The sequence below is a fragment of the Beggiatoa leptomitoformis genome, assembly GCF_001305575.3.
Classification (GTDB): Bacteria; Pseudomonadota; Gammaproteobacteria; order Beggiatoales; family Beggiatoaceae; genus Beggiatoa; species Beggiatoa leptomitoformis.
This window is the reverse complement of record NZ_CP012373.2, coordinates 1,395,718-1,408,713: the sequence shown is the minus strand read 5'-3', so window position 1 is coordinate 1,408,713 and position 12,996 is coordinate 1,395,718. Positions and strand designations below refer to the sequence as shown.

At 40.9% G+C, this 12,996-nt stretch carries 9 protein-coding genes; 6 read left to right on the top strand and 3 right to left on the bottom strand.

The window, feature by feature from the left end:
* Positions 1-42 precede the first annotated feature (42 nt).
* The 5 genes from AL038_RS05815 (at position 43) to AL038_RS05795 (ending at position 8,460) form a co-directional block, all read left to right on the top strand.
* On the top strand, positions 43-1,872 hold the full coding sequence (locus AL038_RS05815) for a putative nucleotidyltransferase substrate binding domain-containing protein (RefSeq protein ID WP_062150322.1): 1,830 nt from the start codon (positions 43-45) through the stop codon (positions 1,870-1,872).
* The gene (locus AL038_RS05810) at positions 1,872-2,447 is read left to right on the top strand and encodes a 3'-5' exonuclease family protein (RefSeq protein ID WP_062150319.1); all 576 of its coding nucleotides are present in this window, start codon (positions 1,872-1,874) and stop codon (positions 2,445-2,447) included. The genes AL038_RS05815 and AL038_RS05810 overlap by 1 nt, the downstream gene beginning before the upstream one ends.
* Before the next feature lie 273 nt (positions 2,448-2,720).
* Positions 2,721-3,845 carry an ImmA/IrrE family metallo-endopeptidase gene (locus AL038_RS05805; protein WP_066246100.1) on the top strand — a complete coding sequence of 375 codons (1,125 nt, stop codon included), beginning with the start codon at positions 2,721-2,723 and terminating at the stop codon, positions 3,843-3,845.
* On the top strand, positions 3,845-4,375 hold the full coding sequence (locus AL038_RS05800; RefSeq protein WP_062150315.1) for a DUF4411 family protein: 531 nt from the start codon (positions 3,845-3,847) through the stop codon (positions 4,373-4,375). Before AL038_RS05805 ends, AL038_RS05800 begins: the two co-directional genes overlap by 1 nt.
* A 467-nt stretch (positions 4,376-4,842) precedes the next feature.
* Entirely contained in the window at positions 4,843-8,460 is a 3,618-nt protein-coding gene (locus AL038_RS05795) for a hydantoinase B/oxoprolinase family protein (RefSeq protein WP_062150312.1), read from the top strand.
* Positions 8,461-8,536: 76 nt separating this feature from the next.
* On the opposite strand, the gene AL038_RS05790 is transcribed toward AL038_RS05795, so the two are convergent.
* Positions 8,537-10,426, bottom strand: coding sequence for an ATP-binding cassette domain-containing protein (locus tag AL038_RS05790; RefSeq protein ID WP_062150310.1), 1,890 nt, complete (start codon positions 10,424-10,426; stop codon positions 8,537-8,539).
* 165 nt (positions 10,427-10,591) lie between these two features.
* Between AL038_RS05790 and AL038_RS05785 the strand changes: the two genes are divergently transcribed.
* Positions 10,592-11,593 carry a hypothetical protein gene (locus AL038_RS05785; RefSeq protein WP_062150309.1) on the top strand — a complete coding sequence of 334 codons (1,002 nt, stop codon included), beginning with the start codon at positions 10,592-10,594 and terminating at the stop codon, positions 11,591-11,593.
* Positions 11,594-11,660: 67 nt separating this feature from the next.
* On the opposite strand, the gene AL038_RS05780 is transcribed toward AL038_RS05785, so the two are convergent.
* Together AL038_RS05780 and AL038_RS05775 are read right to left on the bottom strand one after the other, a co-directional pair.
* Positions 11,661-11,939: an HPr-rel-A system PqqD family peptide chaperone gene (locus AL038_RS05780; RefSeq protein WP_062150306.1), complete on the bottom strand. Its 279-nt coding sequence runs from the start codon at positions 11,937-11,939 to the stop codon at positions 11,661-11,663.
* The gene (locus AL038_RS05775) at positions 11,887-12,990 is read right to left on the bottom strand and encodes a hypothetical protein (protein WP_062150304.1); all 1,104 of its coding nucleotides are present in this window, start codon (positions 12,988-12,990) and stop codon (positions 11,887-11,889) included. The genes AL038_RS05780 and AL038_RS05775 overlap by 53 nt, the downstream gene beginning before the upstream one ends.
* Between the last annotated feature and the right edge of the window lie 6 nt (positions 12,991-12,996).

The following is a 12,996-nucleotide window of genomic DNA, read 5'->3' as shown; positions in this document are numbered from 1 at the left end:
AATAAACCTTTAATAATAATCCCACCAAAGACAGATAATAAGATGACAAATTATCAAGAACAAACGCCGTTGATTCATATTCCGCCGTTTAATCAACTCTCTGCCGAAGAGTTGGATGTAGTTATGCAAGCGGTTGATATTGCCTATTTTAAAAAAGATGACTTTTTGATTAAACAGGGAGAATCTCCTGAATATCTTTATATTTTGCTAAAGGGGTTAGTGCATGAAATTAATGAGAATGAGGAACTAATTTCTTTTTATACTGCTCAAGATTGTATCGATGCGGTTGGATTACTTGAAGGCGAGAGTAAAAATAGTTTTCTGGCTAATCAGGAAGTTGTTTGTTATTTACTGCCAAAATCGACCTTTTTAACCACAATAGGCAGTAATAGTGCTTTTAAAAATACGTTTCATCAAAATTTAACCACGCGCTTAAATAATTTGTTAGAACAACGCCAAAATAAAGAAATGGCCTCTTTTATGTTGGCGAAAATCAGTGATATTTATATGCAACCCCCTGTATTTGTAAATGCGGATGCGTCAATTTATGAAGCTGTACAGAAAATGCAAGCGCATAAAGTCAGTGCGGTATTAGTGCAACGCGGTGATGAAGTTGGCATTTTTACGGATACAGATATTCGTAAACATGTTGTATTAGGTCGTGTTTCTGTAGATGCTGAGTTAGGGCAATTTTCAACTTATAATCTTATTAGTTTACAGGTAGATGACTTTTTATTTAACGCACGTTTAACCATGACGAAACATTCAGTTAAACGGTTGTTGGTTTATGAGAATGACAACATTATTGGTTTGCTTGACCAATTGGATTTATTTAGTTATTTCTCTAATGATTCACGCTTGATTGCTGTGCAAATTGAGCGGGCAACGACTAAGGAGCAGTTGAAAAAAGCCTGCGATACGGTTTTAACGATGATTCAATCTTTGTACGATAAAGGGGTGAAGATTCGTTATGTTTCCCAATTAGTGACGGAATTAAATCGGCGTATTTTCCACAAACTCTATGAATTCATTGCACCACCCGATTTATTGTTGAATTCTTGCTTGTTGGTAATGGGAAGCGAAGGACGCGAAGAACAAATTTTACGCACCGACCAAGATAACGCGATTATTTTACGTGATGGCTATACTTGCGAGAATTTGGACGCAATCACTCAAGAATTTACGGAAACACTTGTACAATTTGGTTATCCACCCTGCAATGGTAAAATTATGGTGAATAATCCGTATTGGTGCAGACCGTTAAAAGGGTTTCAAGACCAAATTTATGGGTGGATAGACCATCCGAATGAAGAAGCGTTGATGAATTTGGCGATTTTTTACGATGCGCATTGTGTCGCAGGCGATGCAGAACTGCTCAAAACAGCAAAAAACTATCTGTTTAAATTATTAATAGACAACAAGATATTTTATGCGCATTTTGCCCGTCCAACCTTGGCTTTTGAAACACCGTTAAATTGGTTTGAAAACTTTATTGTCGAAAAAAATCACAATCGCAAGCAGTTGAATATCAAAAAAGGCGGGATTTTTCCAATTGTGCATGGTGTACGGAGTTTAGCCATAGAAAATCGGTTGACGACGACGAATACGATTGAGCGGATTAGACTGTTGCAGAAAAACGGCGTATTACAACCTAAATTTGCCATTGAGCTGATTGAAGCTTTTTCTTTTATGAGTTGGGTACGGCTTCATGCGGAGTTGTTAGAAATCAACAATGGTGAGGATTATAACAATTACGTTGACCCTGATACATTGAACAAATTGGAACGAGATTTGTTGAAAGACTCATTTAAAATTGTTAATGAGTTTAAGAAGTTAATTACACATCACTTTAAATTAAATTTGGTAAGCTAATGTTTAACAAGAAACCCAGCCGCGAAAGCCTATTAGACGCGCAATTTGCCTTTTTATTTGACCCTGCACCTGCGAATGAATATGTTTGTATTGAGTGTGAAACCTCTACCTTAGCTTTAGAAACGGCCGAAGTGCAGGCAATTCATCTGGTTTTGATTCGAGATAATCGTATTTTAAGCAGTCAGAAATTATCGTTATTCGTCAAATCTTCCGCTCATCCAATGGAAGACAACCCTGATTATCTTGAACCATTGGATGCAGTGCGCCAATTGCTTTATTACATTGGTTCTCGCCCCGTGCTGGGTTACTATTTGGATTTTGATTTAAATTTATTAAATCAACAGATTGAGCAGTTATTAGGTTTTGCATTGCCTAATGAACAGATTGAAGTCTCTGGCATTTATTACAATAAACGTCAAAGTAAATCGCAACCCATCAATGTCGATTTACGGTTTGATACAATTGTTCGCAAATTAGACTTACCCATATTAGGTAATGCTAACAATGCCTTAACACATGTTATCACAACGGCTTTAATGTATATAAAGTTGCAACATTTGGTGAAAGTGGATTGAAGAAATAGGCTTAAGGCGTGTTATCAAAAGCGTTTTCTTCTCAATCGGGAGGGATTTTATCTCTCCATTGAGGGGGAGAGGTTAAATCCTGCCTTTGTCTTTAATCATTTTCGGGGTGTTGCTTGTTTAACCCCAGTTCGATGAGGTAAAGCGGTTTTAAGTCTTTTCAAGGGGATTTGGATACGCAGTTCGAACAAAACTAAAAAATCATCCAGTACTAGACTTACACTTAATAGAGTAAACGTTTATAGCATTTAAAATGGTGTGAACCCAGTGAATACCCTACAAATTTCTCCAGATATACTCCAATGGGCTGCCGAACAAAACGCACTCAGTATGGACGCACTTATCGATTTGTTGGGGCGTGCTGAATCTAAACGTCAAGACTATCTAGCTGGAAAACTCACTCTTAAGCAAATAGAAACACTTGCTCAAAAAACCCATATTCCCTTTGGCTACTTTTTTCTTGATACGCCACCCAAAATAGTTCGCAATAATAGCCTGCCTGACCTGCGGCAATTGCCTGAGTTTGTCCCATTGAGTGCCGATTTTTTCGACACCCTAGACGATGTCCTACGCAAGCAACAATGGTTTATAGCGTATCTAAAAGCACAGACTTATAACAATCTGGATTTTGTCGCTCGCTTCAAAAACACTTCTGTTTCTGCTCAGAAAATTGCAGAAGACATTCGAAACACCTTAAATTTTACCCACCAAGAACAAGCAGAATGTGCCAATGCACAGGCTTTTTTCAACTTATTGAGTACCAAAGCAGAAGCAGCGGGTGTTTTAGTCTTTAAAAATGGCATTGTGAAAAATAACACACATCGAAGTTTATCGGTGGCGGAATTCCGAGGCTTTGCCATTGTCGATAAGCTCGCCCCTGTGATTTTCATCAACGGCAAGGACAGCGAAGCCGCATGGGTGTTTACCTTAGCTCATGAATTGGCGCATATTTGGCTGGGTGAAAGTGGTATATTCAATCTTCCCTACGAACAGCCTTACCATGCCCAGCAACTTGAAAAAGACTGCAATCAAATAGCTGCCGAATTATTAGTGCCTGAGACCCTGTTTTTGAATGCGTGGGAACAACAACCTGACATCGTCGCACTCAGCAAAGTATTCAACGTTAGCGTGTGGGTTATTGCAAGACGTGCTTATGACTTCAATAAGATAACGCGGGAACAGTATAAGGCTGTTTTGAATACTTCCAAGAAAACGGCTAAATCGGGAGGCGGAGATTTTTACAAAATACTGCCGACTAGAAATAGTAAACGTATTACACAAGCTATTGTGAGTTCTGCATTGAGTGGCAACATGATGCTGCGTGAGGCAGCAAGCCTATTAAATGTACAACCCCATACCATTATGGAACTGAGCAAAAGGCACTTAAGTTAATGGGTTCAACGTCTAAATTTTTACTGGATGCTAACGTCTTTATTCAAGCTAAAAACTTACACTATTGTTTTGATTTTTGCCAAGTCTTTTGGGATTGGATTATTCAAGCCCATCAAGCAGGCATTGTGTTCAGTATTGACAAAGTAAAACAGGAACTCGAAAACGGCAAAGAAGATGATCCTGTGCGCCAGTGGATAGATGATGAACGCTTGAGCAAATTTTTCTTAGCTGACCTGAACGATACCCAAGTTGTAAACGTTTATCGCGAAATCGTAAACTGGATTAGTCGTGATACGCACTATACTGAACTCGCTAAAGCAGAATTTCTTCGTGCTGATATTGCAGATGCTTCTCTCATTGCCGTTGCCATGACTCACAATTACACCATCGTGACCCATGAAAGAAGTGATCCAAACGCAAAACGCCGCGTGCTTATTCCAGATGCAGCAAAAGAATTTCGGGTTGAGTGTGTTTTAATTTATGACTTGTTAAGTAAATATGCAGCACATTCATTTCAGCTAAAACAATAAAATCTGTGCAGTATCCCTCATAAAAAAAGCGATTCGGTTTTCTCCGTTGTTTTTTTATGTCCCTTCCTTTAGCAAAAGCTTTTTAGAATTTGAATTGTCCCATTCTCCATTCATGTTTCAAATTTCATGGCATATATTAGGATTCTCCTTTAAATAACGCTTGTAATACTCACTAAGCCAAAAGTCATCAACCGAACAGAGTAAATAGGTTATTTTTATTATATTATACATTGCTGTACCTTTGGGAGTGGATATGATGCACCATCACCATTATTCCCTATTTTCCTCGAGGTACAACTTTTTTATGAGTTTCTTTTCTTTCTCTACATTTTCTCAGCTATTTTTAATTCTACTGCTTGTTTTATATATATAATATGTCTAGTTGAAGTTTCCTAGTAAGCAATCTACCCTCTCTGTCCTATCTATGCGAAAATGCTAATAATCTCCCTACAACAGTGCAGATAGTGATGAATACAACGCCCGCTTGGCATTTTTGGATAGACCGGGGTGGCACATTTACGGATATTGTCGCCCGCTCCCCCGATGGCCGTTTACATACACATAAATTGCTTTCAGAAAATCCTGAGCAATATCAAAATTCTGCCATTTATGGCATTCGTCATTTATTAAAACTACAAGCTGATGAAGCTATTCCGCCCGTGATTGCTGAAGTGCGTATGGGAACGACTATAGGCACGAATGCCCTGCTGGAACGCAAAGGGGATGCCATTGCATTGTTGACAACGCAAGGGTTTGCCGACGCGCTCCGCATTGGCTACCAAAATCGTCCGCATATTTTTGCGCGAGAAATCATTTTACCAACGCAACTCTATAAAACAGTTGTAGAAATAGAAGAGCGTTTAGACGCGAAGGGAACAGTTTTAACCCCTTTAAACGAGGCAAAAACCCAGCAAACGTTACAACAATTGTATGCTCAAGGTTATCGAGCAATTGCTATCGTTTTAATGCACGCTTATCGTTTTCCTCAGCATGAACAACGGATTATAGAATTAGCGCGGGCAGTCGGTTTTAGCCAAATATCTAGCTCACACGCAACTAGCCCACTGATTAAATTTGTCGCACGCGGGGATACAACGGTTGTTGATGCTTATTTATCGCCTGTTTTGCGCCGTTATGTGGATACTGTTGCACAAGAATTAGGCGAAACACGGGTTTTTTTAATGCAATCTAATGGTGGATTGGCAACAGCACAGGTTTTTCAGGGTAAAGATAGTATTCTGTCAGGGCCTGCGGGGGGCGTTGTTGGTGCCGTAGAAACCAGTCAACAGGCTGGGTTTGCGAAAATTATCGGCTTTGATATGGGTGGCACTTCCACTGATGTTTCTCACTTTGACGGCGTATATGAACGGGCATTTGATACCCATGTTGCGGGGGTACGTTTGCGGGTACCGATGTTATCCATTCATACCGTTGCAGCGGGGGGCGGGTCTTTATGCACGTTTGACGGAATGCGTTTTCGCGTAGGCCCTGAATCAGCGGGGGCAAATCCCGGTCCTGCGTGTTATCGGCGAGGGGGAGCGTTGACGGTAACGGATTGCAACGTGTTATTGGGTAAAATTCAACCCACATTGTTTCCTGCGGTGTTTGGCGAGCATCATAACCAACCGTTAGATGTTGATGCGGTTAGACAAAAATTTCAACAGCTTGCTGATGAAGTCACGCAGACAATGGGTCAACATACCAGCCCTGAAGCGATAGCAGAGGGTTTTTTACAGATTGCGGTGGATAATATGGCGAATGCTATCAAATATATCTCCACGCAACGCGGTTATAACGTCACGGAATATGCTTTGTGCTGTTTTGGGGGGGCGGGTGGGCAACATGCTTGCGCAGTTGCGGATGCGTTGGGAATGCAAACGATTGTAATTCATCCCTATGCAGGCGTGTTATCCGCGTATGGCATGGGCTTGGCGGATATTCGTGTGTTACGCGAACAAAGCGTCGAACAAAGTTTAAATGCAGCGATATTGCCAATAATAGCCGTTATTTTACAACAATTAAGCGATACCGCTCGCGCACAAGTGCAAAGCCAACAAACGGCACAAGGTGCAATTAGCGTTTTACAACAAGTCTATTTACGCTATCAAGGGACAGATACCGCTTTAATTGTGCCTTATAACAGCATAGAAAATATGTGCTTAGCTTTTCAACAAGCGCATCAACAACGTTATGGTTTTATCATGCCCGATTGTGCATTATTGGTGGAAGCAGTGGCGGTAGAAGCGATAGGACATACTGCATTTCCAAGCGTTGCGTTAGTAACAACAACGGATAAAACCCCCAGTACACCTGTCATGAGCCAGTTTTACAGTAATGGGCGATATTATCCCGCGCCTATTTATTACCGCGAACAATTAGCGGTTGGTACGGTGATTCAAGGAACGGCGATTATTGTTGAAAGTATAGGTACAAATATTATTGAAGAAGGATGGCAAGCAGAAATCCATGCGCAAGGACATTTAATCGTTAAACGGGTGCAACCCTTAGCGCGTAACAAAGCGATAGGCACACATGTTGACCCTGTGATGCTGGAAATTTTTAATAATCTATTTATGTCTATTGCTGAACAAATGGGGCTTACGCTGGCAAATACGGCGTATTCGGTAAATATTAAAGAACGCTTGGATTTTTCCTGCGCATTATTCACTGCGGAAGGCAATTTGATTGCAAACGCGCCACATATTCCCGTACATTTGGGTTCAATGGGCGAAAGTGTGCGCACAGTAATTCGCAATCAATCTATTCAATATGGTGATGTTTTTCTCATCAACTCGCCTTATCACGGTGGAACGCATTTACCCGATTTAACGGTGATTACCCCCGTTTTTCTGACGGAATCTGCGGAAAAACCACATTTTTATGTTGCCTCACGCGGACATCATGCCGATATTGGCGGTATTACTCCCGGTTCTGTACCGCCACACAGTCGCACAATAACCGAAGAAGGTGTTTTAATTGCCTGTTTTAAATTGGTTGCTCAAGGGATTTTTCAAGAGTCCGCGCTTCGGGCATTATTAGCTGATAGCCCTTATCCTGCCCGCAATCCCGCTCATAATATTGCCGACTTGCGCGCTCAAATTGCGGCAAATGCACAGGGTGTGCAAGCCTTACGGGCTAAAGTTGCCCAATTTGGTTTAGATATTGTTTTAGCCTATATGCAACATGTACAAGATAACGCTGAAGAATGTGTGCGACGCGTCATAGACCGTTTAGTCTTAGCAGATGGTGATACAGCAAGATTTACCTATCCAATGGATAGCGGGGCAGTTATTCAAGTTAGCCTGCATTTAGACCGTGTAAATCGTCAAGCAACGATTGATTTTACAGGCACATCGGCACAACAAGCGAATAATTGGAACGCGCCTAAAGCCGTTTGTATCGCTGCTGTTTTGTATGTCTTTCGCACGCTGGTTGACCAAGCAATTCCCTTGAATGAAGGTTGTTTAAAACCGCTGACTATTCATATTCCAGAAGGTTGTTTACTCAATCCGCATCCACCCGCAGCCGTTGTAGCGGGCAACGTGGAAACCTCGCAAGTTGTCACGGATGCACTTTATGGTGCGTTAGGCGTGATGGGTGCGGCGCAAGGAACAATGAATAATTTCACCTTTGGTAATGCACGTTATCAATATTATGAAACGATTTGTGGTGGTGCGGGAGCAGGTGATGGTTTTGCGGGGGCAAGTGCTGTGCAGACACACATGACTAATTCACGTTTAACTGACCCTGAAGTCTTAGAGTGGCGTTTTCCTGTATTATTAGAGGCTTTTACGATTCGTCAAGGCAGTGGTGGGGCGGGACGTTGGCGCGGTGGTGAGGGTGTAACACGCCGTTTGCGTTTTCTTGAACCCATGACAGCGGGGATTTTATCAGGACATCGACAAGTTCCACCCTATGGGATGCACGGGGGTGAGGCGGGACAAGTAGGGAAAAATTACATCGTGCGTGCAACAGGGGAACAAGAAGTGTTAGCAGGTATTGCAACGGCCGACATGCAGATAGGCGATGTTTTTGTGATTGAAACCCCCAGCGGTGGCGGATATGGGAAAGTAACAGCAGATTAATATTGCGAAATCTCTCAAGGTAACGCGGATAGCACCGCACCATGCTATCCGTTTATCCAAAGTCTATGGGGGTTAGCTATTGTTCTAATGCTTCCCAACGGGCATAAACTGTTTTTAACTCAGCTTCCACTTTTTGCAATTTTGCAGTAGTCGCACTTGTTTCAGCGGCAGGTTTACGATAGAACTCAGGGGCACTCATTAATAATTGTAAATCATGCAATTGTTTTTCTAACTGTTCAATTTTAAGAGGTAATTCTGTGAGTTCTTTTTGCTCTTTGTAGCTGAGTTTGCGTCCTTTGTTTGCGACAGGGGGCGGTGTGGTTTTTTCTGCTTTTTTAACAACCGTTGTGGGTTTTCCGCTATCTATGGTTGCAGGGCGTTGATAAAGCCAATCTTCATAACCACCAACGTATTCAGCAATGTTTCCTTCCCCTTCAAAAACAATGGTAGAAGTAACAACATTATCTAAAAAACGGCGGTCATGACTGACTAACAATAATGTACCTGTGTATTCTGAAAGCAATTCTTCTAATAATTCCAACGATTCTACATCTAAATCATTGGTAGGTTCGTCTAACACTAATACATTAGCGGGCTTTGTGAATAAACGTGCCAATAATAAGCGATTCCGTTCTCCCCCTGATAATGATTTGACGGGTGAACGCGCCCGCGCAGGCGGAAAGAGAAAATCAGCAAGATAAGACATAACGTGTTTTCGTTGTCCATTTAATTCAATAAAATCTTGCCCTTCACTAATCACATCGAACACACTTTGTTCTGGGTCAAGTTGCGCCCGTAATTGGTCAAAATAGACCACGTTCAATTTTGTCCCGTGTTTGATTGAGCCACTGTCTGGGGCTAATTCACCCAGTAAAATTTTTAATAAGGTGGTTTTACCCGCCCCATTTGTGCCGATTAGTCCGATGCGGTCGCCTCGAAAAATAACGGTAGAAAAATCACGAATAACGGCTTTATCACTGTAAAACTTATTAATTTTTTCTGCTTCAATAACAATCCGTCCTGATGTATCGCCTTGTTCCACTGTAAGGCGTATCGTCCCCATTTTTTCCCGCCGTTGTTTGCGTTCTTCGCGTAATTTTTTTAACGCACGCACTCGTCCTTCATTACGGGTACGACGGGCTTTAATTCCCTGACGAATCCACACTTCTTCTTGCGCTAATACTTTGTCAAACTTGGCGTTATGTGTGGCTTCTGCGGCTAAATTCGCTTCTTTTAGCTGTAAGTAAGTTTCGTAATCGGAGGGATAGCTGACTAATTTGCCACGGTCTAATTCGATAATCCGATTTGCTACGCGTTGCATAAAACGGCGGTCATGGCTAACAAATAGTAAACCACCTTTGAAGTTAATCAGTATTTCTTCAAGCCAGTCTATCGCTTCAATGTCCAAATGGTTAGTCGGTTCGTCTAACAGCAATAAATCGGGTTCTTGAATAAGGATTTGTGCCAATGCGACGCGACGCTTCCAACCACCTGATAACTCACTTATTTTTTTATCAGCAGGCAGTTCAAGACGTGATAAAACTGTTTCTACTTTTTGCTCTAACATCCAGCCATCTTGCGCTTCTAATTGGTGTTGAATTTTTTCTAATTGTGCAAGCAATTCATCGGTAACCGTGTGGGTTAATTCTTGTGTCAGTGCATGATAAGATTCCATCAGTGTGCCAACCGTCCCTAAGCCTTTGGCAACCGCATGAAAGATGGTATCAGTCGCTTCAAATTCAGGTTCTTGCGCAAGATAGGCGATGCGGGTACTGGCTTGACGTTCAACTCGCCCATGGTCGGGCTTAATCTCACTGCTGATGATTTTTAATAGTGTGGATTTTCCTTCACCATTGCGCCCAATCAAACAAATTCTTTCCCCACTTTCTACCCGTAATTCAACATTATCTAACAAGGCAACATGCCCATAAGCAATACCAACTTTATCCAAACTGATTAATAACATAAATAATTTGCCTGTAAAGAGTTATATGAATACTGAGTTTTTTAGTCTTGTACTAATGGAGAGTTTTTAATTGACTTCGTGCTATTCTATCACTTAGAATTTTATATTAAATTGAATTTATAGGTTTTTTAAGATTAACTGTTCACTTTTATAAGGATTTTTATTATGCGTGTTGTAAAAAGTCTATTGGCTTTTGCAGTCGTCATCATTGTTAGCGGTATCACGACTGTGACACATGCAGAGAACAGTCAAATTGAGGAGGCAATAACCGCTGTTGAGGGGCAATTAGTCGATAGTTGGCAAGATGAAAATTATCCTTCAGTCGTAGATTTTCGCAGTCCTAATTTGGTGAATCCAAGTCTTTTTGAATTGGTTAATCAGTGTGAAAGCCTTATTGATACAGCGGGACTTCCACAAAATATGAAGGATTTACTCGGTGAACCTGCCCTTTTTACGGTCAGTCAGTCTGAAGAGGGTATTAAACATCGTGTCTTAGCAAAATATGATTTATCACGCAGTGAGACTGAATATCTTTATATTTTACAAAGTACCCGTGAATTAGTTTATCTGCTTTTTTATGACTACTATATGATATTTGCGAATGAACAGATTAAGGCAACAAATGCGCAGGTTGCACAGGCAATAACGGCAATACTGCAAGATTCTGCAAAGCCTTCTATCAGCAATCTGCTTGAACTAAGTATTCTTGAGAGTCTTAGTGTGTCAATTTTTATGGCGATACGCAATCTTGCCATTATTCTTATGAAGGAACAGCTTCGCACTGCATCTGAACGGCTTGAAGCAGCAGCAATAGCCGCATCAGAAGAACAAAATTCTTTAAAACAATTATCTGTAGCAGACAACCACCTTTCAAAACGCACTGTTTGGTCTTCTTGCATAGATAATCATGACGTTCCACGCTTTACAGCCATTCAACTTACAGATAGGGATAAAGAATTTTCGGTTGTGCATATTATTCCTTCACAAACCACAGGGGTTGAGGTTTATTTGGGTTATAACACGGGTGACAAGCCTACATTTGCGACCATTAATAAACTAAGTCAATTGATGATAAATGGTCATAATCCCACATTAGAACAAGCGTTTAAATTTATATCTGTGTGGATAGATTATATGCCAGATTACGATTTGTCAGTCATCGAATAATCTGTATTCAGCGCGTAAAAAGACGGATAGCATCGCTTGTTGCTTGCAACAATGCTATTGGTTTTCTTTATTCTTTCGCAAGCAGTTTAATAAGCCCATATTCTTTCAATTCTGCCACTGTTTTTTCCACAGTTGTTAAAATTGTTTCAGGCGTTAAACGAAAACGGTTTTGAATTTCTTTGGCAATCTCTGCCGTGCTGTGCATTCCATCACATAGTGACCAAATCAACGAGGCGGTCGGATTAAGCATGTAAACCTTGCCCGTGCGTGGGTCATGCAGCACAATTTCTTGGTCAATTTGTTGGGAGAGGACGGCGAGTTGTTGCGGATAAGTTGGGTAAATCATGAATTATTTCCACCATATTATCGAGTTGCCCGACTTGTAATTGATAACAATGTGTATCAGTTAAAAATTGACTTAATGGCATGAGTAGTTGAATGGGATGGTTTTGTACTAATACGGAATGCTGTCCACCCAGAAAGGCACGGAGTAATGCCATTGCACCCGTGAGTTTAGACAGTTTTTGCAATACAGGTGATTGTTGGTAACAGGTTGGCGCAACGCCTTCTTGTTCTACATTTAATATTAACACATTATAATGGTCACAATAGTCATAAATCGTTTGTAAACAAGACTCTTCAACTTGTAAAACAGGTAATTGTGTGGTGTCTTTATAAGTAACGGCTATAAAACCTGTCACACACTGTAATGCCTTAAATAATAAGGGAGGTAGGTCTAGCAATGTGACATAACAACAACGGGGTTTATCCGCTATGTCTGCTTGTAAAACAATTAAATAGCTAGGAAAACAAGCATGTCCCAAGAGTTCAGCAGATAATTGCAATGCCTGACGTTTTCGGCTGTCGCTCACAATTCGATGGGGTGGATATTCCCATTGATATTGTTGAAAAATCGCTTTTGTTCCTGTACGCACCCATAAACAACGTGGATAAGGACTTAATTCGCCTGTGTGTAAAGATAATGCGGCCATTTCGTCTGATAATAGTTTAAATCCTTGTTTTACCAGTGCAAGGCTTAGTGTCGTTTTACCACAGCCAGAATCCGCAACTATAATATACCCTTGATTATTAAAAGATAAAGCCGCAGCATGACACAGTAAATGGCTACGAATTTGTGCAAGCGTCTGGCGCAAAATCACCCCATGAGCGATTGCAGGCAATAAATCAGTATGTTTAACCACATATCGGTGTGTAGGCGTAATTAAGCAGGGTTCAGGATAAGATTGAATTTGATAAATATGTAGTGGCTTATCAATGGGTATTGCCACTTGAAAATGTTGATACATCGCATCAAACAATTGCAAACTGGGCTGATGCGTCGTTTGTAGTTGAATAATCTGGTCAAAAAATTGATAAGTGGGAAAAACATTGGACATAAAAGT

Bases quoted from the DNA above. Each gene is read 5' to 3' on its own strand.
- AL038_RS05815 (WP_062150322.1), top strand. From the start codon at position 43: ATGACAAATTATCAAGAACAAACGCCGTTGATTCATATTCCGCCGTTT.
- AL038_RS05810 (WP_062150319.1), top strand. From the start codon at position 1,872: ATGTTTAACAAGAAACCCAGCCGCGAAAGCCTATTAGACGCGCAATTT.
- AL038_RS05800 (WP_062150315.1), top strand. From the start codon at position 3,845: ATGGGTTCAACGTCTAAATTTTTACTGGATGCTAACGTCTTTATTCAA.
- AL038_RS05795 (WP_062150312.1), top strand. From the start codon at position 4,843: ATGAATACAACGCCCGCTTGGCATTTTTGGATAGACCGGGGTGGCACA.
- AL038_RS05790 (WP_062150310.1), bottom strand. From the start codon at position 10,426: ATGTTATTAATCAGTTTGGATAAAGTTGGTATTGCTTATGGGCATGTT.
- AL038_RS05785 (WP_062150309.1), top strand. From the start codon at position 10,592: ATGCGTGTTGTAAAAAGTCTATTGGCTTTTGCAGTCGTCATCATTGTT.
- AL038_RS05780 (WP_062150306.1), bottom strand. From the start codon at position 11,939: ATGATTTACCCAACTTATCCGCAACAACTCGCCGTCCTCTCCCAACAA.
- AL038_RS05775 (WP_062150304.1), bottom strand. From the start codon at position 12,990: ATGTCCAATGTTTTTCCCACTTATCAATTTTTTGACCAGATTATTCAA.